The organism is Xanthomonas sp. CFBP 7698, assembly GCF_003600855.1.
Lineage (GTDB): Bacteria > Pseudomonadota > Gammaproteobacteria > Xanthomonadales > Xanthomonadaceae > Xanthomonas > Xanthomonas cannabis.
On the sequence record NZ_PRDN01000001.1, the window covers coordinates 204,266 to 226,365 of the forward strand.

The window sequence follows — 22,100 nt, forward strand, 5'->3', positions numbered from 1 at the left end:
AGGCGGACCTGCTCGGTGCGCGTGTAGGTCTTGCCTGCCTCGAGCGGACGGTCGTAGGTATAGATACCCAGCACGACATCCGGGCCACCGTTGGTGGACACGAGCTTCACCGTATCAACCCACGGTCCGGTAGCGGTGGCCTGGCCCTGATTGATCACGGTCCAGGCCAGGTCGACCACTGCGCCTTCTACTGCATTCTCCGGCATGCTCAGCGCCTGGACGACAAGGTCGGGCGAGGGCGCCAGTTGAACGGGCACGCCAACACTGTGGCCTACGTTGTTGTTGCCGTAGACAAATTCAAATGGTCCTCCGGTGCGCACGTTGACGTACCACGTCCCGGAGAGCCCGTTGGGCACGGTGACCACGACGCTGCGCACATACTGGTCGCCCACCTCGAGTTGACCAATGTGGCTCACGTTGACGAGTGCAATCGGCGAACCGGTGCCATCCGGCGAAGTGCTCAGCCAGACCGAGTCGGTCCACTCGGCCATGTCCGTGATGCCGATGCCTTGGTTGGCGACGGACCAGCTGATGGTCAGGGGCTGCCCGCTGGTGGCATTGCCTAGCGCTTGGACGCTGTTGACCACGAGGTCGGCATACGGCTTCGGCATCACGTCGACTGCGTGAGTAGCGGCCAGAACATCATTAGTGACCGCACCGTCCTGGAAGACCTGCTTGGTCGCGTCGGTCATCACGAACAGCTTGTAGCGCCCGGTGAAGCCTGGCGGCAGCAAGGTAGTGAAATCGCCCCGGTAGCTATCATTCACCGCGAGCGCACCGTCGTGACGCACCTCGCCCACGACGCGGTCGTCGTCGTTGCCGACGATGTCGTCGGCGGAGAGAATGATCCGGTCGACCCAGCCCGAGCTATCGCCCGCGCCTGTGCCACGATTGGTCACCGTCCAGCTCACCGCGAGGGTGGCCGGGTCGGCGATCAGCGTGGTCGGCGCCTGCACGGCGCTCACGACAAGGTCGGCATGGGGCGCCAGCTGGATGGTAAAGGCGTCTCGGCCCGTATTGTCGGCACGCATGCGGTCATCGACGACATTGCGTGCATCGGTGACGACCACGACGTCATAGTTGCCGCGAGCATCGAGCGGGATGGCGATATCGGTGGAAGCAACATACGAAGCGCCTGCTGCCAGATCCGTGCCGTGTGCGACTTCGGCGACCTGTGTGAGCTGACCATCGCGCGACAGATAGACACGATCGACCCAGCCGCCGCTGGCAAGCCCGCCGCCGTTGGCGACGGTCCATTCGACATGCAACGTGGTACCGGATTGGACCAGCGAGGGCCCGCTCACGGAGGCGACCGACAGATCCGGACGGCTGACCGTGACACCGTTCGTTGCGACGGCCGTGTTATCGGCTTCGTTCTCGCGCTCGTAGACGGTGTTGTCGCTATCGGTGACGACCACCCAACGGTAGCTGCCTTCAGCCAGCCACGCCGGGACGGACACATCGATGGCGCGCGACGCAGTGGTGCCGGCAGCCAGGCCGTCGGTGTAGAAGCGGCTGGCCACTTGCGTCAGCGCACCGTCGGCGGCACGCAAGTAAACCGTATCGCGCCAGGCGCCGGTCACCGCTGCATTGCCGCTATTGGCAACCGCGTAGGTCACGCTGCCGATGTCGCCGGGACGGACGGCAGCCGGGCCGGTAACGGACGTCGCGACCAGATTCGCCACTGGGGCCAGTGTGATCTGCATCACCGCGGAGGCTGCGGTGTTGTTGCCTGTGCGCCCCAGTTCGGTGACGGTGTTGTTGAGGTTGGTCAGCACCAGGATGTAGTAGGAGCCCACAAGGTCGCGCGGCAGCGCGACGGTGGCCGTACCGGTGTAGTTGCCGTTCACCCCAAGCACGCCCGTGTGGACCACAGAACCGGCGAGCACGATGTCGTTGATGGACGGCGTCGGCGAGCGGGCCAGCACGATGCGGTCGTTCCACAGCGCCAGGTCGGTGGGTGAGTTGCCGGAATTGGTGACGACCCAGGTGACCTTGACATTCTCGCCGCTTAGCGCGCTCGCGGGCACGGTGACGGCGGAGACGCCCAGATCCGCATAGGCCGCAGTGACATCGATGCCGCGCGATGCGGAGACCGTATCGGCGCGCGTATCCGGCAGCAGTACTTCGTTGAGCGCGTCGGAGCGCACGCGTAGCGTATAGCGGCCGTTGGCGACGACCGGCATGGTCACGCTGAGGTTTTGCGCATAGCTCTGGCCGTTGGCGAGCGCACCGGTATGGCGGACGCTGCCGATCACCATGTCGGCCATGCCATCACGACTGAGGATGATCTGGTCCGTCCATGCGCCAGAGGTCGGTACCTGACCGGTGTTGCTCACCGTCCACGAGACGGTGAGCGGTTGCCCCGTCGTCGCCTGGAGAGGCGTGCTGACGCCCGATATCTGCAGATGGGCGTATTGGGTGACCGCCGAAACCAGCGACGACGACGCGGCGTTGTTGTCCTCGGCGTTGCCGGCGAGGTTGGCTTCGAACAGCACGCCATTGCCGGCAGTGTTCTGGTCGGAAGTGACGGTGATCGACAGGTTGCCGGCACCCTTCAGACCGTCCGGCAGGCGGAAGGTGAAGGTGCGTAGACGACGTTCGCCGGCTGCGATGGAACCGTTGGCCCCGCCGTTCACGATGGCGGCCGGATCGTAGGGCAGGGTGGTGTCGACCAGCACCAGTCCGTTATCGGCCCGGGCAATCGTGATGCGGTCCACGAAGGCTGTAGCGGTCGGGCTGGCGCCCTCGTTCCAGTCTTCCCAAGTAATGGTGACCACGCCACCGGCACTGACCTGCGTGCTGACGACGGTGAGGTTATGCACGGTGAGGTCAGGACCGGCGACCACGGATGCCGATGCGGTGTTGTTGGTCTCGCCTGTACCTGCCAGATTGGCCTCGTCGATCTCGCCCAGCGCATCGGCGATGACGCGAATCGTGAAGTTGCCTGCTGCGTCCACGCCGGAGGGCCAAGTAAAGGTCGCATGGCGGCTACGTGTCTCGCCTGCAGCAATCGGTCCCTGTGCAAGAAGGTCGTGCAGAGTCACCGTGGCGACGAGGCGACCGGTCGAAGTATTGCGGATTTCAACTGTCTCACTGAACGGTTGGGAGACTTCGCGGTCGCCGGTATTGGCCAGTACCCAGTCCACCGCGACTTGCTGGCCGGCCACGAAGCCGGAAGCCGGCGAGAGCACCAGGCCGCTTACGCTGAGATCTGCGTAGGCGGCGAGTGCGACGTCTGCGTTCACGACGGCGCTGTTGTTGGTCTCCTTGTTTTCCTTGACCAAATTGTCGGAGTCGGCGATGACCGTGATCGACAGCGTCCCGGCCGCGGCAGTGCCGGCGGGCAGGTGCAGCATCAGCTGGCGGGTGATGGCGCCGCCGCGCGGAATACCTGCGCTACCGTCGTAGGGCACCGTGATGTCGAGCAGGATTTCGCCGGTGGCGATGTTGCGCACCACGACGCGATCGTTCCATGCGCTGCTCGTGTCGAGCGTGCCGCGGTTTTCCAGCACCCAGGACAGCTGCACGGTCTGCCCGGTTTCCAGCCCCGTCGCCGGGCTCAGTTCCACGTGGTTGACGGTCAGGTCTGGGGTCGGATCGGACAGGAGCGTGCCCAGGTCTACGGTAGGCGTCTGCGGTACGTGGACCAGGCGAATCGTGGCATCCGCCGCGAGCTGCGTGTCGCTTCCCGTGCGTTCGATGATGAGGGTGTAATGGCCACCCAGCGTCAAAATACCCAGGTCGATGCCACTGCCATCAAGCTGGTACTGCCAGCGCCCCGCTTGATAGTCGTAAAAGCTGCTGACGCTGCCGATCGCGTAGCGACCGGTCACCGGGCGACCGGTGGGATCGATCAGCTGCCAGTTCATGGAAGCCGCGTACTCGTCCATCAGCACGCCTGGCAGGACATCGAGGAAATATGCCTCACCTGCAACAAGGTCGAGGCCATACATGGCGATGCCGCGTGGCTGGTCGATGTGGATCTGGGCCGTGGTCTCGACCGGCAACGGCGTGGCTACGCTCGCGTCGAGCAGACGGAACGAATACTTGCCTGCTGTCCCGTTGGCGCTCCCGAGCACCAGCATGTAATCGCCGGCGGGGATGGTGATGGCAGAATCGGTGTTGTAGTCGCCGTAATTGATGTAACCGCTGTTGATCTCTCCTTGCGGACCCATCAGCCGCCATAGCACAGGGGTGTCGCCGGCGAGCCCGTCGATGACGATGGTGGTGTCGTGGTCGGCATGGATGTCGTAGCGCACCGTGGCGGCGCCCGTGGGCAACTGGCCCTGGGTAACGACGTTCGGGACCAGCGGTTGTGAGCTGTTGCTTATGGTGAACTGGTAACTGGCTTGGTAGCTCTGGCCCGCCGTGTCCATGACGAGGTGGTACTCGCCCGCGGCAAGCCCATAAAAGCCACGCGAATACGTGGCATCGCCGCTTGCGATGACGTCGCCTGTTGCCAAGACCAGGCTGAAACGCAACGGATAGGCGTTGTTCCTACCGTTAAACCAGAAGGAACCAGAGGCGTCGACATCGATCGTCCAGGCGAGCGCGCCCGTGGTTGAGGTGAATGTTCCCGACACGGCGGCGCCGCTGACGATTGGAGGCGCGCTGCTAATGTCGTCGAGACGGAACGTCACGCGGCGCGCCTCACCGCCAAGCGCGCTCAGGCGCAACGTGTAATGACCATCGGCCGGGAGGAGGATCGCCTGGACCGGGAGGTAGTCCGGGGTACGCGAATACACCAGTACGCCGTGTTCGTCGAAGAGTTCGATGCGGGCGTGGAAATAGTCCGGGCTGGAAAGCCACAGGACCTGGTTTGCGCTACCCTCGAAATCGTAGAGCGCTGCTCCGGTCGCCGGAATCGAAGCGACGATTGACGTGCCGAGGGCGATCGAGCGACTGGCAACGGTCACCGAGAAATCGTTGAAAAATACCTCCCGGCCGGAATCGTTGTCGCGAACGAGATAGTAGCGGCCCGTGAAGGGCAAGGCGCCCGATGTGTCACCGCTGCCGAGATCGGCAACCAGCGTGCCGTAAGCGTCATAGACGCGCCACGACGCGTAGTCGCTGCGGTAGGAGATCGTGACGACTTGTCCGGCCTGCGCATCGAAGCCGTAGGACGATGCCCTACCGCCGTCAACTTGTTGGTTAAACGAGCCACCGCTCGGCGTCATGGTGTTCCGTGCGAGATCGTGAACGGTCAGATCCAACGAGCCGTAACCGTCCAGGCGTAGATTGTAGAGGCCCGCCGTGACGCCGAGGACCACGCCATTTCGGACTGAGGACCGGTCGAACACGCCACTGGCCACGACCTGCCCGTTGCGCAGCAGGCTCCATGCGCGGGGTGTATCGGCGTAAGTCACGTCGATCAGGATCTGCGTGGGCGCGCCGATGGTGAACGCAAGGTCGGTGGGCTGGTAAGCGTTTACCGAAAGATCGGGCGCGTTGGCGGTGCGGCGGATGATGACGTCGATGGGATCCGAACCGGCGGTGAGGCCGGTGAAGACAAGACGGTAATTGCCCAACAGATTGACGTAGGCATCATCGCCGACAGCACTAGATGCAACCGCATTGCCATAAGCGTCGTATAGCGCCCAGTTACCCATTTGGCTTCGTGCGAAATGGATCTGGAATGGGCCGTTGGTCAGCGCCTGGAAGGTATAGACCTGCGGAGTGCCGTTGCCCGGCACCACCTGCAACGGCATGTCGACCGTCAATGAGACGGGCAACGAGGTATCGTAGACCTTGAGGTCGGTAGCGTTGTCTCCGTCATTAGTGAATGCGAGGGTGTAGTGGCCCGGCGGCAGTTCGATTGGTGCGAAAAAGGCATCCTGATTCCAGTAGCCCGACAGCAAAACACCGGTATCGGAACTAAGCGCCCAGCGACCATAACCATTACCCACACTGTCAGTGCCCAGGAGCAGCGTCGACGGGCGTGACAGATCGAACCCGTAGATCGCGCCGAAGGCATCGTTGCCGGTAACCGGGACCGGCATGGCGTCGCCCAGTGCGATCAGCGGGGTAGGCGCGAGCGGCGCGCTGAGCTGGAGCGTGTAGTCGTTCGAGTCGCTGCTCTCTGACGTGTGGACCATCCGCAGGAAATACATTCCATCTGCGGGGAGTGGCGGCAACAGGGTATCGGCGTTGCCGCTGAACGTGGTCAGCACGGTGCCATCGGGAGATAGCAGCGCCCAATCCATGCCATAGGCGGGTATACCGAGCTTGCGTACCTCGCCCGCACGGCCTTCGAAACGAGCGAAGCCCGTGACGCCCGGCGACAGTGTCACCGTGGTGTCCTGTCCTGGGTTCAGAACAGCCGCTGCGTGCAGATCGACGAAGGACACGCCGAATCCGGAGGCATACCCATAGCCGCCATAGGCCGAGAGAAAATCGACGCGGTAGTCGCCGGCGGGCAGGGTGAGCAGCACACCTGCGGCGCCCCCCCTGAAGCGTGAGAAATCACGATCGATGCCGGCACCGGAGACATGGACGCGGAGATCGGCCGGGACGTGGTCAAGTTCGATGTACCAACTACCGTCGACGCCAACATGCAGCGAGCGTGACGCGAAATCGCCGAAACCGCGGTAATCGATGTTGTCCGATGCGTCCAGCTTCGCCACGGGTGTGTCGGTGAAGTAAAGACCATCGCCGATGTACCCGCCGGCGTCGACCTTGAAGTACCAGGTCTCGTTGGCCGTGGCGGCAATCAGGGTCGGGTCGCCGCTGTTGTCGTTGCTGCCGTTGAATTCGATCGGGGCGTGGCCTGGACGGAACAGGGTCACGCGGCCCTCGTACGTCGGCTTCATCAGCCACGACTGTCCCGCGGTGACCGACAGGGCGTACAAGCCCTGGCCGCCGGTGCGATGTGCGTCGGCGTCGAGCTTCGTTGCGGAAGCGGAGGTCCGCAGGCGCAGCGGGAACGTGCGTGCGACGTCGTTGCCGTTGGCGAAGACGAGACGGTAGTCGCCGGCAGCCAGGTGTATGACCTGCGAGCCATATGATGACAGCTGATCGCCATCGATCACGGGCTGGCCGATGGCGGTCAGCAACTGCCAGCTCAGGTTGTATTGCTGTTCGGTCGACGCCAGCCAGAAGAAGTCGTCATGGTCCAGGCGGAACGTTACTCCGGCACTACCGCGTGCGGCCAGGGCGATGTCGGTAGCGGTGTCGGTGGAAACCGCGACATCGGCCGCTGCCGTGGGTGCGGCGAAGCGCGTGGTGGCGCTGAAGGTGACCGGCGTGCCCTCGGCATTGCCATCAATGCGCAGGTAATACGTACCCGCGCGCCACAGGGTGACGTCACTGGCATACGTACCATAGCCCCAGAGCATGACGTTACCGTTGGAATCGACGACGTCCCATCTGAGGTTCGATGCCTGGCTCGTCTGCACGAGCGTTAACGTGCTACCGGTGGTGGCGTCGATGCGGATGTAGCGCACATCGCCGTCATTGGTGGTGTCGACGGTTGCTGTGCCGCCGCCGGCGAGTGCAGGAGCCGCCTCAAGACTGTCGAGACGGAAGCTGATCCCTGCACTGTTCTCGCTGTTGCGGGCGACAGCAGCGGACGATTCCTGGTCCGATGCGTTGCCGTTGCGAAAATGGATGACGTAGCTGCCCGCACCGAGTGCGGTCAGCTCGTGGTCGGGGCCGTAGCGATCCTGCGCGAACCACGTTGTGCCGGCGACATCGGTAATGTCGTAGGTGCCGTAGTGCATGCCATCCGGGAAGGCGAGGTACAGCGTCCTGGCACTGTCGAGCGTGAACGCATAGGCTAGCTCGTAGCCATTATCGGCATTGAGGTCGAGCGAAGCGGTTGTGCCTAGCTCCAACGACTGCACGGGGACCACGTACGGCGTGATGCTGAGCCGATAGTCGACGTTGCTACCGAGCCCCACGCGCATCACGATCAGCTGGTAGTCGCCACCGTAGGTACGCCGTGTGAAGTCGAACGGACCGTTGCCTTCGGCCACGGTATAGCCGTTGTGGACGACGATCCAGTGAACATCGTCCGTGTTGTCTCCATTGATGGCGAGCGATGCCGATGCCATCGATGTGCTCGATGGCAATGCGTAGACGGCCGCCGATACCGCTTCGTCAAACGAGTAGACGGTGCTCGCATCCGCCGTCTTCGCATCGGCAAGCGATAGCAGCTGGACGGTGTACTCACTGGACGGTTCTTGGGTGCGGATACGCACGACGTAGTCGCCGGCAGAGATCTGCCGCAGTGAACCCGTGAGGTAGGTGGTGTTGCCGTAGGCGTCGACGAGTTCGATCTCTGCGTTGCCCTGGGACACGAGGCCGTAATACAGGCCATCCTGAGCGACGTGGATCAGATACTCGGACGCGGCAATGGCACCGGTCGTGCCCGGGATGTTTCGACCAGCTGTGACGGTCGGCGGGGCGGCATGACTGACACCGACTTCGACCTGGGACGCATCACCATCGATCAGCAGTGCATACGTACGCAACGACAGAACGCCGAGGTCGAGGTCTGCGTCACCGTAGCCTTCGAAGACAACGTTCAGGCCGTCAAGCACCATCCAATGTGCTTGCCCACCGTTAGCGGTGAGGTGGAACCGAGTGCTTTCCAGGCCGGTCACGGGCAGGGTGAACGCGGCGACCCCGCCGGTCGGGAGGGTGACGGTCGCGCTGGCGCCGAGTGCCACCGCTGTGTAGGGCTCGACGAGGATAATGCTGTAGTCGGCCTCGTCGGAGGTGGCGCGTAGCTGCACTTCGTACGTGCCCGCGACGAAGGAGGTCGCAGCTCCGGTCAGTGCATCGAGCGTCGTCCACGCGCCAACCTTGCCGTCGGTCACCAAGCGAGCTTGTACGGCGCCGGAACCACCGATGCGCAGCACGGTGTCGTTGCCGAGGGTCAGGGTGCGAACCAGGAGATCACCCGCCCGGTCCAGGCGTCCGGACAGCGAAGCCGAGGGAGCAATCGCGGTCGGTGCAAGCGGATCGATCCGCAGTGCAACGGTGAGGTCAGTGGCCGTGGCCACGGTGCGCTCGAGCACGAGCGTGTACAGGTCGCTGTCGAGCGTTGCCGTGCGCGACGTGCCGGCGCCAGTCCCCGAGACCACAAGGTCGCCGCGACCGTCGTACAGCTTCCAGCCCGAAATACCGTCGCCGATGATTGCGAAGTCGAGTGCGCGGGCAAACGGCAGGTCGAAGCGGACGATGCCCTTGGTGGCATTCGCCGAGATTTTGGCCTGGCTACTGCCAAGCGCGACGAGCGGTGCGATTGCGCTATCCAGCGTCGTCAGCGAGTAGTGGGCGTTGTCTGTGAGGGCTGCGATCGTGAGCTGGTATTCGCCGGCGGCGAGCACGGCAGTCAAGGCGTCGGACGCGATGTCGTTCCAGTTGCTGACGAGCGAGCCGTCGAGCGCGCTGATGCGCCAATGGATGCCGCTTGATCCGGCAGCGTTGATCAGCTCCCTCAGCGGCAAGGTCTGCGCGTAGCCAACCGATAGCCGGTAGGTAGCGACGTCCTGCGCACGCGCAAGGCTGCCGTCCAGCGCCTCACCAAGTGGCAAAGCAGTCGGCACTTCGATGGAGGTCGCAGCGCGCTCGACGCTGCTCAGCGTGTAACGGATACCAGGCGCGCCTTTTAGCACAACAGTTCGATCGGTGCCGGCAAGCACGCCGCGCGCGATGCCGGTGCCGGTGATCGGCCCGCGACCCTGGAAGACGATTCGTCCCGCGCCGTCGTAGACGGTCATGGCGATGTCCGCGTCCAGTGACAGATCGAGGTCGGCGAGGGGCTGGGTTGCCGCAACGCGCCACATCGCGAGTCCGTCGGCGGCGAGTTCGCCGGTCTTGCTGCTGCCGCCGGCCTGGGCCGCGATCGAGGTCAGATCCACGATGTCGAGCGAGAACGTTCCAGGTGATGCCGTGGAAACGTCGAGCAGATAGTGCCCGCTACCGAGCGAGACCGGTAGCGCGTCGGCGCCGCTACCCGTCGCTACGATAGTGCCGTCGGTCAGCCGGATCGTCCATTGGGTGCCGGTATCGCCGCCACGGACGAGCAGTCGTGTGGCCGAGGCCAGGTCGAATGTGTATTCCGCCGGTAAGGCCGCCGAGGTTGTGCTTCCCGTGACCGGTTGGCCGATAATCGCAGAACCGCGCAAGCGATGGTCGATGTAGACAGTGCCGGTCGCGCCGGATAGCGGAGTGTCGCTGCCATTGCCGGTCACCAGGACCAACCACGTGCCCTCGCCGGGCAGCGTGAACGACAGCGAGTCACCAGCGGCGACGCTGCGCTGGATGCCCGCGTAGTTGCCGCGTGTGTCGTACACGGTCGCGGTCAGGCCGAAGTCGCTACTCGCATCGAGTCTCAGCGCATCACGGTTTCCCGCATCCACTCGCAAGACTGTTGAACCAGCGCCGGTGTCTAGGTTGAGTGGATGCGCGACATCGGTCGTGACGGCCGATAGCGCACTGAACAGCCGAAAGTTGAAGGCAATCGTCGTCGCTACGCCGAGCGACGAACTGATCGCGAGCCGATATGTGCCGGCGGCGGGCAGGGTGAGGATGCCGCGCAAGCCCCGATCGAGCGACCGGCCACCCTCGATGGTGCCGGTCGGACCGGTCAGCGTCCACCGTACGCCGGGCGAAGCCAACAGCCCTTCCATCAGAGCGACGTCGGGTGCGCTAATCGAGAACTGATATACGGTCGATTGGCCTGGTACGTCGAGACTGTCGTGGACAGCAGTGCCAGGAACGAGCTCTTGCATCACGGTCGTCAGCGCGAGCATCGTGAGCGTCGACGTGTTGGGTTGGTCCTCCGTGCCATTGCTGTTGACCAGCAGCGAATAATTGCCCGCTGCCAGTGCTAATGAGCCGGGGGTATCGTTGCCCGAGCCCGAGGCGACGTGGTTGCCCTCTCGGTCGTACAACGTCCACGAAGCGCTTCCATTGGCGGTCAGCGCGACGGCGTAGTTGCCGTCCACGATATCCACGGAATACACGCGGGTCGTCGGCCTGTCGGTCGTTGTGGGGGTCGGCGTGCCGGTGGTCAGCGCCGTCCTGCCCGCTGCGGTCACGATTCGGAAGCTGAAATCGTCTGTATCCAGGCCCTGCCGCTGAACAGCGAGCGTGTAATTGCCGGCGGCCAGGCGCAGAGTGGTGGTGCCGTACTGGAAGTCGCGTGAGGAGAACACCGCGCCGCCCGGTCCGACCAGCGACCAGAGTGTGCCGTACTGTGCGGCGTTGCCGACGAACGACACCAGCTGCTGGGCATCGAGCGTAAAACCGTAAAGAATCGACCCGCCCATAGGCGGCACAGAGCCGGCGATGTCGCTGTTCAGCGCGGCAGTCGTATTGATCTGTTGGCGCACGCCGATTGTGAAGGGCATCGCGACAGTGGAGGACGTGCCGGCCGAAGGCAGCAGGACCAACGTGTACTGACCGGTCTGCGTCAACGCGATGTCGGAGACCGTGGCGAAGCCGTAATACGAAGTGGCGATCAGACGGCCGGTGGGGCCATAGAGAGCCCAGCTACCGATGCTGTAGTCGGCTGACGGCAACATATACAGGTTCTGGCCCGCAGTGCCCTGCACGTGGAACACGCGAATCTGATCACCCGGCGCATTAGATGCGACCAGGGCACCGGGCTGCACTTCAGGCGTGACCGAACCGTCGACCAGGCGGAAACGGTAGTCGCGGGGCGAGTCGCCAATGGTGCGCAGGCTCAGGGTGTACTGCCCTGCGGCAAGCCAGATGCCGGCGGTATCGGACGTTGTTTGCGTCTGGCTGTTGGACACCTGGCCATAACTGTCGACCAGGCTCCAGCGCAGGTCAGTGCTCGTGCCGCCGCTGAGCGTATCGAAATGGACATAGCGCGGCTGGTCGATCGCGAAGGTGTAGCTGTCGACATCGGCACGCCCGACAAGCGTGCCGGACACAACGTCGTTCATTGGCAGCGCCGTCGTCGAGCGGTCGACCATGGCGATGGTGAGCTGTTCCGTCAGGCTACCGGCCGGCTGATATCGCGCAAGCAGGTAGTACGAGGCTCCGGCTGTGAGGTTGTAAGTCACGCCGCCGGTGACGTTATCGGAGTTGCCCGTGACGGCGCGTCCGAACACGTCGTACATCGCGTAATCGGCGTACCTGTCTGAAAAGACGGTGACGCCTCCCGCGCTAGGTACATCGATGCGCAGCGGCGTTGCGGCGTTGCCCGGATGGGTGATTTGGGTGGCCTGATTGAATGCAAGGCGCTGGGAAGCGGATGCGTCGACCACGCGGAGGGCGTAAGCGCCGTTTTGCGACAGACCACCAGCGTAGGTGGCGCCCTGCAGGGTGAGCGCATAGTCGCCTGCACGCAGGAACAGTACCCGATCGCTATACGAAGAGATGGTCAGTGTTTCCATGGCAACACCGGCCGGACCACTGAGCTTCCAAGTCGCACTGCTGTAATCGGCCTGGTTGTCGAGGACATAGACGCCATCGCTCGGCACAGTGAAACGTAGCGTGCGCGTCATGTCCCACGTATCGAACGTGCCGGCGACGACTGTACCGAAGCCGATCGCATCACCCTCGGCAAGCGCGGCCGGCGGCGTGTTCAGGCCTTTCTGCAATGTCAGCGTGAAATCGTTCGGGGCGCCTGTATCCACGAGCAGCGTGTAGTCGCCGCCGCTGGTCAGGTCGAAGGTGTCGCTGCTGTAGCCGAGGTAGCGCGTATCCACCACGATGTTGCCGTAGGTATCGACGATGCGCCACTTAGCGTCGTAGCTATTGATGGACGAGGCGACTGTGAAATGGTCGCCAGCGTCTGCACTGAAGCGATAGGCGCGAGTCTGGTTGGCGGTGTCGTTGTGGATCGTCACCGGCGCATCGAGCGCGATCGGCGGCGCCAAGGGCAGGGCAAGGATCGCGAACGCGTATTCGGCCGTGCCATTGCCGGGGGCGTTGAGGGTGAGCGTGTAATCACCCGCAGTGAGGAGGCGAAGGATGCTGTCGCTATCGGTGGGTAGTCGCGTTTGACCAAACGACGAAGCGCCGTCGCCATCTAGCGCCCAGTAGACGCCGTCGCCGAGGCGGCCGTCGAATGCCAGCGTGGTGGCGCTGTCGAGGTGGAAACGGTAGACGGTCCGCTGGCCGGGCAGGGCGATCGTGCCGGCGACAGTCGTGGCGGCGCCGAACGAGCCAGCATCGAGCGTTTTCACCACGTCGGGCACGGCCTGGAACCGGAAACCGAAAGTCATGGGTGCCGAAGGATCGTTAGACCCACCGCTCACGACCACGATGTACTCACCGTTGGCGTTGGCCGTAAACCGTGTGCCCGCCGAAGACAGCGCGGTGGAACCCAGCACCGAGCGACCCCGTGTGTCGAAGATGCGGTACGAAGCACCTCCCGTGCTGGAGGTCAACGCCGATAGGTCGTAGTCCTGGCCTTGCTCGACCGCGATGCGGATCACGCTCGACGATCCTGCCACATCCAACGTGCCACTCACTGTCTGGCCATTGAGGGCAGCCGGCGATGTGCCGAGGTCGTGCACGGCAAAGCGGAGCATGCCGATGTCGGAAGATTCGCGTTCCAGCGTCAACGTGTAGGAGCCGGTACCAAGCGCAAAGGTGCCGTAGTCCAGACCGTAGTAGCCGCTAAGGCGATTGCTGGTGAAGCCGTTGGGGCCAGTCAGTGTCCAGTAGTAGTCGCCGTTGCCCAGGTTTTCGAACAGCACGCTGCGCGGTGTATCGACATCGAAGTGATAGCGCAGCGACTGGCTGGGTAACGGAGCGGTGGCGGCCGTTGCCTGATCCAGCGTCAGTGTCGCGTCGAGATCATCGACGCGCGCGAGTTTGAAGCCGAAGTCGACCGGGCCGGTATTTGACTGGGGGCCATCCACCAGCAGCAGATATGCGCCGCCAAGACGGGTGGAAAACCCGGTTGTCGTCGTGTCCATGCCGGTGCCGCTGCGCTCCTGCTCCCCATTCGGGTCGATCAGTCGCCAACTTGCACGGGGATTAGTGCCCTCCAGGGCGTTCGTCACCATGGAGAATTTCTGCCCGGCCGACGCGTCGAATCGGTAGACCGCCGTATCGTTGCCGTGCTGGAGCGTACCGGTGGCGTCCTGGCCCAGGGCGATCGGCGCCGCCGTTTGCGCGTCAACGATGCGCAACGCGTAGGATCCCACGGCATCTGCTGTTCCGCTGACGGTCAGCGTGTAGGTGCCGGCGCCAAGGTCGAGTGCACCGATATTGCTCTCGGTGTACGCAAACGCCGAGCTGGCAATGGAGCCACTGGCGTTGCTAAGTGACCAGGTGATATCCGTTCGATCGGTCAGGCTATCGAGGATGATCTTGCGATCGTCCTGCAGATTGAACTGAAAGTGGTTTTCTTGCGCTGGCGTGGTGAGCGTGCCGTCGATCGCGATGGCCGCCGGATTGACGTCGCCGGAGAGGAGGACACGGGGCTCAAGCGCTTCGAAACGGATGGCTGCGGGCGCCTGTTCCGGTGCGGCGACAGCGTTGCTGACTTCCTTGTTGGACGGACGGTTCGACGTTTCCATGCTTATTTCCCCTGTGTGCAGCGCCATCGGTGCCCGCCAAGGCACACGAAATGAATGTTCGGATAGTGGTAGTGCGCGCAGTTAGGCGCTTGCGCATGACGCCTCACGGCGTCTGGAATTGAGCCTTGCACTTCACGCCCGATGGAAGATCGAGCGCGCTGTTGGGTAGATCGAGGAGTACGACGAAGGTGCCGCTCGCTGGATCGATCACACGATCGATGTTGGCGACCTTGGCCGGATAGGGACGGTTGGGCTGCACTTCGGATGTGACGCGCACCGCGCTACCGACTTTCGGTTCCCCGAAAGCACGCATTGGCATGACGACACGCACCCGCAAAGGATTGAGCCGGGCGACCTTGAGGATGGCGTGCTTGGTCGCGCCGGGACTTGCGACCTCGCCCGGCCAGATCATCTGGTCCACCACGACGCCATCGAAAGGGCTGCGGACGGTGCGCAAGGCAAGTTGCGCGCTCTGCTGGCCGAACTCAAGCCGCGCAACCTCGCGATTCTCCTTGGCCGTCTGTAACTCGGCCTTCGCGCTGCGCAACTCTGCTTCGGCATCGTCGCGGTCCTGCGGCGACATGAGCTTTTCAGCCGCCATGTCGCGCCGGCGGCTGTACTTGCGATCTGCAAATTCGATCTTTGCTTCCGCCAGCCGGCTAGGACCTGTCTGTTGCGACTTGTACTTGGCGAGATCGGCTGCCGCCTGTTCGGCCCGCGACTCAAGAACGGCCAGGACCTGATTCCGCCTGACCCTGTCACCTCGCTGCACAAGCACCTTCTCGACCATTCCGCTAACGGGTGTGCCGAGTTCGACTGTTTGTGCCGGTTCGATCAGGCAGTCATACGATACAGGCCGGGGAGGGGCAGCAGCCTCCACCGTTAATGCGCAGCAGAGTGCCAAGCTGGACCAAGCCTGACGACCTACTGGATTCAGCAGGTTTCCCCAGCGCGCCATACGCGCACTTCCCTTGCGAGCTATCACTTCCATGCCCCTGGCCGCCGCGGAGCCGCACGTTGCGTCCCCCCTTGTCACGACAACCACTGCGGAATCTATCCGAGCTGAACCAGACACGCAACAAAATCTTCACGTCCGCCAACGTCGACCTGTGCAATAGGGGCGAGACTTCACAACATTGTTAAGAATAAGGATTTTTTGAGTCCGATTTGCTAAGCAATGTCAGCAGCAGCCTACGCGCACAAACCTAAGCGTCCGTCCACCTGACGGCGGACTTTTCCGCTCTCAAACCGATGAGATCAACCTGGGCGCGATGGAATTATCTGCGGTGGACATCAATAGGCAACGCCCGGACAAGCAGTTGGCTAAATTCCCGCACTAGCGCCACCGACTTCGACCGCGAAGGCTAATCGCCACCAAGACGTTCTGTCGTCGAACTTGAGGCAGCTTGCTAGTAGCGCTCTTAGGACGGGGCGATTTGTTGGCGGCCTATTGACGGTGGGGCATTTGTGGATCGAATCGGGGCATATGCTAACTGCTAGTCGGCGATTCAGTGCCGGCAATCAGTTGAAAACGCGTCAATCAAATAAGCTGGTGGTCACAAGGTCGTTTTCGCTCCGCATGGGTACAGACCATTTCGCATAATGTATATTATGTAAGATCCCGGGGTGCTGGGTCAGGTTGGGACATGATCCTGGCAAATTCCTGACGAATTTCTTAGCCCTTTCAGCATCTTGCATTCGATTGGTTGCGGTCTGTTCGCCGGTCTCTTCTGGGGTCGGGTTGACAGTTGATGACAGTAATACGTGCTTATTGTTCGATCTCGGAGCCTGCGCTACGCGAGCGGTTCGTGTGGTTCCTCCAGATCACTGGGCGCTCGCCTGAGACCGCGAAGTCGTATCTGCGCGCGCTTGCGCGGTTTGATCGCTTTGCGACCGACAATCCCGTGGATCGCAGCGGCATCGATGTGGTCCATCGTTACGTTGGGCTGCGGCGCGCTCAGGTGCGCCCGGCTACGGTCAACATTGAAATCAACGCGCTGCGTTGCTGGTTTCGCTGGGTTGCGCAGAACCAGCCAGACGCCTGGCAGCCGAGCAGCTTGCCACGCTGCCGCCGTGTTCCTGTCCGCCGCGTGTGGGCGCTTACCGATGCCGAGGTCGGCATGCTGCTGGCGGCGCCCGACCTGACCACATACGTGGGCTTTCGCGACCACGTCATCATGGCCACCTTGTACCAATGCGGCCTGCGTGCTGGTGAGTTGGCGAAGCTGCAGGTTGGCAGCATTCTTCCCGACGGCTTCTTGATCGTGTTCGGCAAGGGCAACAAAGAGCGGCTGGTGCCGATCGGTGAGCACTGCGTGGGGTTGCTCCACACCTACCTGCGCGAACGCGGAAAGCTGCGCCCCGGGAAGAAGAATGCGCTGTTTCTGACGGTACAGGGCCACCCATTGCGCGATGCACGCAGCGTGTGGGTGATCGTCCGCAAATACGCGAAGGCGTTGGGCTACGGCCACGGCGGCGCCGTCGCGGCGCTCGACGCGACCATCTCCACCAGGCCGTGGACTGGCCATTACCCGCACAGGCTGCGCACGGCATTCGCTACGGAACTGCATCGGCGCGGCGTGAACCTTGTGGCGTTGTCGCAATTGCTGGGCCATGCCAGCGTGGTCACCACCGCGCTTTACCTGGGTATTGATATGGCGCAGCTGCGTGAGGCAGTCGCTCACCACCCGCGTGCCAAGCGCGTGAGCGAGTGAATCAAAATGGCAGGTCATCGCCCCGCTCCTCTTCGCCGGGAAACGCTGGTGCCTTGGGCGCGACTGGGCCTTGATGTTCGCGCTTGGTCTGCGCGTGATCCTGGTCTACGTGCAGCGTCAATCCTGCTGCGTTGACATGCACGAAGACCTTGCTACGTGGCCGGCCGTCGTCCCATCGCTCGGTGTGCTTGCGTCCCTGCACGGTGATCATTCGGCCCTTGCGTAGCAGACGCTCGGCGGTTTCTGCTGCCGCGCCGAACAGCTTGATGGCGAACCATTCGGTGTGTTCGCAGCGTTCGCCACTGCGGTCGGTGTAGGTCTCGGTAACGGGGATCGACAGTTCGGCGACGAGCGTGCCGCCTGCCATCGCGCGGATGATGGGATTCTCGCTCAATAGCCCGGTGACGATAACCAGTTGGTGGCCGCTGCTCATGCGGCTGCCCGGTTGTACAACTGGATCAGATCCGCCGCGTTGGCCCGAACGAACAATTCGGCCATGTCGGGGCACACGCTGTTGCCGATCAACTTGACCTGATCAGTCTTGGTGATGGTCCTCCATTCGGACGCGCCAGTATCTGCATTGAAGAATAGCCCGCGGTTCAATATATAGGCCGCCGGGAAGCCCTGCGCCCGCTTCAGCTCATCGGGCTGCAGCATGCGCAAGGTGATGTCCACCAACACATAGCCACCCACCAGCACGAGGTCGGCAGGCTCGGCGAAGTGCTCCGGCAAGTGCTTGTGCAAGAAGGCGGCGCAGCGCTTCGCCTTGGCCAACTGGTCGGGCGGCAGAATGTCGGCCGCAACCTGGACCACCTGCACAAGCCCCATGCGGCCCTTGGTGGGGAGCGTATGCATCGGCTCGTCCACGCCCTGCCACTGCCCGCCTTCCCCGTAATACTTCACCAAGTAGGCGCTCACCAGCTGTTGCTGGCTGCCGCTGCTGGTCACCGTGGACATCGGCGCACCCAGGCTACGCCCACCGCCTTCGTAAAAGCCGGCATTCGCCTGTTCAAGAAAGCCAGCGACCATCGCGTGCTTGTTGGTGCCAACGACGGTGCCCAAGGGGGCTTCGGCGGCTTGCACCCTCGCCTGCTGCCCTAGGCGTTCGCCATAGCCGATCGTCATCAGATGCGCGGCGACCAAGCCCATTGCATGTGCCGCGCCTGCCGGGCGGGCCATGTCGCCGCCCGCGGTGATTGTATGCAAGGGCTCATCGATCGCATGGCCGGTGCTGTCGCCGCGAAACTTGATGATGTGCGCCGCCGCCATCGCGAAATGCCCGCCCTTGACCTGAGCCACCTGCGTGCGCAGCGGCTCGGCAACATCGAATGTGCGCTGGGTGCTTGCATTGGCATATTCGGTCAGGAACGGCGCCAGCTCCATGCCGGCCACCGCGTGCCCGCCCGAGCCTGTCACTGTGCCCAGCGGTAACGCGATATCACGGCTGCCGTGGCCCCAGCGCTGCACGCCACCGGGCTTGCCTTCCCCGTGTGCCGCCTGGATCATCACCGGGGCGCAGAGTCCGTGATGCGTTCCGCCACCGGTGATGGTCGACAATGGCTGTGCGATCTCATGAGTGGCTTGGTGCCGTGGGGTCGTTCCGCGCAGCGGCACGATAAACGGCTGCGCCTTCGTCAACACATGCCGCCAGCAGCCCTTTGCGATCCGCCGTTCACTGTTGGCCGCCAGTGGTTTTTCGCGATCGAAGATGCTGCGGCCGAGGTCATCAAAATTGATGCACTCGGCGGCCATGCGCCAGCGCTTGGCTTGCGTGGTCGCGTCACGCAAGTGCGTGACTTCCGGGAAGACAATCGGCCGGCCATCACAGCGGGCAACGCCGTATAAGCGCTTGCGGATAGTGGGCACACCATGATTGGCAGCGACCAACTCGCGCCAGTCGACTTTGTAGCCCAGGCCGCGCACCAGGGCATCCAGTGGCACGTGCTGGCCGATCTCGCGCAAGATCTCCGGCATGTCCGGGTGGTCCGCTGGCAGGCCGGCACCCAGCACGGCAATAAAGGCCTTGAAGGTACGGCCGCGCTCGGCCTTGATCGGCTGGTGTTGATCATCCAGTGGACCCCAATCGCAAAATTCCTCGACGTTTTCCCAGAATATCAAGCGCGGCCGCGTGGCGTAGGCCCAGCGCACGATGATCCATGCAAGGCCCCGGATCTTCACGTTTCGCGGTTTGCCGCCCTTGGCCTTGGAGTGATGCCGGCAATCGGGCGACGCCCAGAGGATGCCGACGGGACGCCCGCGCGTGGCGATGTAAGGGTCAACCTCGAACACGTCGGCCACGTAGTGCTCGGTGTCGGGGTGATTGGCGCGGTGCGCGGCGATCGCAATCGGGTTGTGGTTCACGGCGACATCGGGGTGCCTGTATGCGCGCGCGATGCCAAGGCTCGCGCCGCCGCCACCGGCGAACAGATCCACCACCAGTTCCTTCGCGAAATTCAGCGAAAAATTCCCGTCAGCCATGTTGAAGTCCTTCTAATTCTTGTGGGAGCGCGCTGCCGCAGGTGGATAGATAGGTTTCTGCCTCGTGGCGGTTTATGCCGCAGGTGCGCATGAGGTGTGCTGCACGCGAGTCAAACGCGCCGCACTGGATCTGGTCGGCCTGGCGGCGCAACTCCGGGATCTGACGGGGCTGCACCTTCAAGGCATGCGCGAGTGCGCGATCAGAGAACACGCTGTGATCCGGGGCAATGGCGTGCAACTCGGTCCCGGTGATGATCGGCGTCATGCTGCCCTCCACTGCGCTTTGCGCGGCGCGTCCGGTAACGCACGCAGGCGCGTCAACAATACCTCGTGCTGTTTGCGCGTCAGATCTAGCGTGCTGGTGGCGCCGACCGCCTGCAGGTGCAGGCGGTATGTCGGTTCGTCCAGGCCCTTGGTGCCATGTGCGTAGCGTCGCAGTGCTTTGACCAACGGCTTGCTGATCTGGAAATCACGGTCAGCCATTGGACACCTCGCCTGCCGGCTTGGCCTGCTGGTCGGCCAGCTTCGCCCAAGAATCGAAGTTGATGCCCGGCCGCAGCTTTGCGTCCCGCCTTGGCACGAACTCAGGCCGGTGGATCGCCGACACCAGCAGCCTGGTCTCGGCTCGCTTGTTCGATGTCTCGCGGAACGGCGCGTGATACCAGTTACAGTTGCCAAGTGGCACACCGTGGGCAGGCTTGAGGCAGCTGCCATTCCATTCGAGAAGCCCCCAGCCGGCCGGCAACTCATCCACGGCGATGACGCCGGGCGGCGCGGCGTAGAACCGCCAATCCCCAACTGCCCTGCATGGATCGGCGCGGTGCGGCTTCTTTGCGTCGGCCAGGAAGTCGGAGCGGCTGGCCTTGGCCTCTATGGCAACCGATGCACTTTCCAGCCAGCCGATTGCATCGGGCTGCTCGGTGATGTTGGCCCGGAATGGGTCGCACAGGATGGCCGCAGCTCCATTGCGACGAAGCCAGCGCACGGCGGCCGCTACGATCTGGTCATGGATTGGGCCAGCCATCACGCACCATCCTTCGCCGCTGCCGGCTGGTCCGGTTCGCGCTTCAGACCAAGCGTTCGTTCAAGGTGCTGCAACTCCTGTTCGCGCCTGGAATCCGGTCGATTACTCACCTCGGCCGCTGCCGGCTGGGGGTGGGTGGCGATTGCGCGAAGCGCTGTCATCGCTGCGCTTACCATCACGCCGGGCCGACGGTCGGGGCTTGAGTCCAGGTCATCGAGTGCAGTGGACAGGTAGCCAAGCGCGCTCTCGATAGCTGCTTCGCGCAGCACATCCACCGGCGCAGCAGCATGCGCGAGCTGCTCCTTGCCGTGAACGACGCCGCTCCCGTTGGCGGGGTAAGCAGCGATGAGGTCGGCGTAGGCTCCCACGCTATCGAAGCACTCGCTGATCATCTCGCCAGCGGGCCAACCGGCGCCGATCATGCGCTCGCTGGGCAACTGAGGCAGGATGGCATGCGTGCTAAGGTCAACTAGCGCCCAGCCCTCGGGAATGGATTGGGCCGCCACCGGGTCCTGCCCCACCGGCAGGCGGGCGATGAGCGCAGCCTTCGCGCGGCTTAGCTCATGGTCGAATTTGTCCATGCAGTCTGCACCGTTGGTTTGGATCACACGGGACTGCAGGTACTCGCCTGCCTCCACCAACTCCAGAAGCCGAACGCGCAGTTCGCTATCTGCTTGACCCAGGATTACCGCGTCGGGCTGCACTATGGTTTTGGATTCAGACATAGCGCGTCCTCCGCGGTTGCTCTTCGTTGTGCAATACCGCCACTGCATCGCGGACGCTCACTGCGACCAGCGCGTCAGAGCCAACCGCACGTAGATCGCTCAACTGGATGGCATTGATGCATGCCAGGTGGTCGGCTGCTGCCGATCGCAGGCGGCGCGCCCACTGCTTGAGCAGGCGCGCTTCGGCGAGCGTGCCCGCGCGAAACGCCTGGTTCGCAACCTCTGTCGCCAGGGCAGCCAGATCCATGCCGGCAGCGTCGGCGCGCTCGGCCAATTCGTGCAGGTTGGGGCACAGTGCATTGCGGCCAATGGCGTTGCCGGCGATGAAGCCGATGCCGCCGGTGGTTAGGGCCGTGATCAAGATGCTGATGATGGTGATCATGCGGCCATGACTCCCCTGCCCGGCAACTCGGGCAGCAAGGTGCGTTGCTGATCGGTGAGCCGGTATTGCGCGACACGGCAGTCGTCACCGTCGCGGTTCGGAACCGTGATGGGCGTGCTGGCGATGTTGAAGCCCTGGTTGCGCAGGTCGTGGACACGCGCGCTTGCGCGCGCAATGCCCAGCTCCATCCAGATCTCGACCGCGGTCATCGGCTTTTGCTTCAGTGCGGCGAGCAGCTTGGTGTTCTGATCCTCGTGCATG

At 63.4% G+C, this 22,100-nt stretch carries 11 protein-coding genes (1 of these 11 cut by a window edge); 1 reads left to right on the top strand and 10 read right to left on the bottom strand.

Annotated elements, in window-relative coordinates; genetic code table 11:
- Both XnspCFBP7698_RS21500 and XnspCFBP7698_RS00790 read right to left on the bottom strand, forming a co-directional pair.
- Positions 1 to 14,516: the beginning of an Ig-like domain-containing protein gene (locus XnspCFBP7698_RS21500; RefSeq protein WP_158255448.1), read on the bottom strand. 21,385 nt of this gene lie to the left of the window's left edge; 14,516 of the gene's 35,901 nt are visible here — the first part of the coding sequence; the start codon lies at positions 14,514 to 14,516; its stop codon lies beyond the left edge, outside the window.
- A 103-nt stretch (positions 14,517 to 14,619) separates the two neighbouring features.
- Entirely contained in the window at positions 14,620 to 15,507 is an 888-nt protein-coding gene (locus XnspCFBP7698_RS00790; protein ID WP_146093231.1) for an efflux RND transporter periplasmic adaptor subunit, read from the bottom strand.
- A gap of 760 nt (positions 15,508 to 16,267) precedes the next feature.
- On the opposite strand from XnspCFBP7698_RS00790, the gene XnspCFBP7698_RS00795 reads away from it, so the two are divergent.
- Positions 16,268 to 17,230: a tyrosine-type recombinase/integrase gene (locus tag XnspCFBP7698_RS00795; protein WP_123137177.1), complete on the top strand. Its 963-nt coding sequence runs from the start codon at positions 16,268 to 16,270 to the stop codon at positions 17,228 to 17,230.
- Position 17,231: 1 nt separating this feature from the next.
- Here the strand turns inward: XnspCFBP7698_RS00795 and ssb are convergent, their stop codons facing one another.
- Genes ssb through XnspCFBP7698_RS00835 form a run of 8 tightly spaced genes read right to left on the bottom strand, consistent with a single transcriptional unit; the run spans position 17,232 to position 22,099 of the window.
- Positions 17,232 to 17,663: a single-stranded DNA-binding protein gene (gene ssb, locus XnspCFBP7698_RS00800; RefSeq protein ID WP_123137178.1), complete on the bottom strand. Its 432-nt coding sequence runs from the start codon at positions 17,661 to 17,663 to the stop codon at positions 17,232 to 17,234.
- Positions 17,660 to 19,708: a DNA cytosine methyltransferase gene (locus XnspCFBP7698_RS00805; RefSeq protein WP_123137179.1), complete on the bottom strand. Its 2,049-nt coding sequence runs from the start codon at positions 19,706 to 19,708 to the stop codon at positions 17,660 to 17,662. Before XnspCFBP7698_RS00805 ends, ssb begins: the two co-directional genes overlap by 4 nt.
- Positions 19,701 to 19,973: a hypothetical protein gene (locus tag XnspCFBP7698_RS00810; RefSeq protein ID WP_123137180.1), complete on the bottom strand. Its 273-nt coding sequence runs from the start codon at positions 19,971 to 19,973 to the stop codon at positions 19,701 to 19,703. Before XnspCFBP7698_RS00810 ends, XnspCFBP7698_RS00805 begins: the two co-directional genes overlap by 8 nt.
- A complete protein-coding gene (locus tag XnspCFBP7698_RS00815) occupies positions 19,970 to 20,191 on the bottom strand; it encodes a hypothetical protein (RefSeq protein ID WP_123137181.1) in 222 nt (73 codons plus the stop codon). Before XnspCFBP7698_RS00815 ends, XnspCFBP7698_RS00810 begins: the two co-directional genes overlap by 4 nt.
- The gene (locus XnspCFBP7698_RS00820) at positions 20,184 to 20,732 is read right to left on the bottom strand and encodes a hypothetical protein (RefSeq protein ID WP_123137182.1); all 549 of its coding nucleotides are present in this window, start codon (positions 20,730 to 20,732) and stop codon (positions 20,184 to 20,186) included. Before XnspCFBP7698_RS00820 ends, XnspCFBP7698_RS00815 begins: the two co-directional genes overlap by 8 nt.
- Positions 20,732 to 21,457, bottom strand: a complete 726-nt coding sequence (locus XnspCFBP7698_RS00825; protein WP_123137183.1) for a hypothetical protein — start codon at positions 21,455 to 21,457, stop codon at positions 20,732 to 20,734. Before XnspCFBP7698_RS00825 ends, XnspCFBP7698_RS00820 begins: the two co-directional genes overlap by 1 nt.
- Entirely contained in the window at positions 21,450 to 21,839 is a 390-nt protein-coding gene (locus tag XnspCFBP7698_RS00830; protein ID WP_123137184.1) for a hypothetical protein, read from the bottom strand. The genes XnspCFBP7698_RS00825 and XnspCFBP7698_RS00830 overlap by 8 nt, the downstream gene beginning before the upstream one ends.
- On the bottom strand, positions 21,836 to 22,099 hold the full coding sequence (locus XnspCFBP7698_RS00835) for a helix-turn-helix domain-containing protein (RefSeq protein WP_104542845.1): 264 nt from the start codon (positions 22,097 to 22,099) through the stop codon (positions 21,836 to 21,838). The genes XnspCFBP7698_RS00830 and XnspCFBP7698_RS00835 overlap by 4 nt, the downstream gene beginning before the upstream one ends.
- Between the last annotated feature and the right edge of the window lies 1 nt (position 22,100).

What these genes read in the sequence shown, in the direction of transcription:
- XnspCFBP7698_RS00790 (WP_146093231.1), bottom strand. Translation starts at nt 15,507, where the DNA reads ATGGAAGTGATAGCTCGCAAGGGAAGTGCGCGTATGGCGCGCTGGGGA.
- XnspCFBP7698_RS00795 (WP_123137177.1), top strand. Translation starts at nt 16,268, where the DNA reads ATGACAGTAATACGTGCTTATTGTTCGATCTCGGAGCCTGCGCTACGC.
- ssb (WP_123137178.1), bottom strand. Translation starts at nt 17,663, where the DNA reads ATGAGCAGCGGCCACCAACTGGTTATCGTCACCGGGCTATTGAGCGAG.
- XnspCFBP7698_RS00805 (WP_123137179.1), bottom strand. Translation starts at nt 19,708, where the DNA reads ATGGCTGACGGGAATTTTTCGCTGAATTTCGCGAAGGAACTGGTGGTG.
- XnspCFBP7698_RS00810 (WP_123137180.1), bottom strand. Translation starts at nt 19,973, where the DNA reads ATGACGCCGATCATCACCGGGACCGAGTTGCACGCCATTGCCCCGGAT.
- XnspCFBP7698_RS00815 (WP_123137181.1), bottom strand. Translation starts at nt 20,191, where the DNA reads ATGGCTGACCGTGATTTCCAGATCAGCAAGCCGTTGGTCAAAGCACTG.
- XnspCFBP7698_RS00820 (WP_123137182.1), bottom strand. Translation starts at nt 20,732, where the DNA reads ATGGCTGGCCCAATCCATGACCAGATCGTAGCGGCCGCCGTGCGCTGG.
- XnspCFBP7698_RS00825 (WP_123137183.1), bottom strand. Translation starts at nt 21,457, where the DNA reads ATGTCTGAATCCAAAACCATAGTGCAGCCCGACGCGGTAATCCTGGGT.
- XnspCFBP7698_RS00830 (WP_123137184.1), bottom strand. Translation starts at nt 21,839, where the DNA reads ATGATCACCATCATCAGCATCTTGATCACGGCCCTAACCACCGGCGGC.
- XnspCFBP7698_RS00835 (WP_104542845.1), bottom strand. Translation starts at nt 22,099, where the DNA reads ATGCACGAGGATCAGAACACCAAGCTGCTCGCCGCACTGAAGCAAAAG.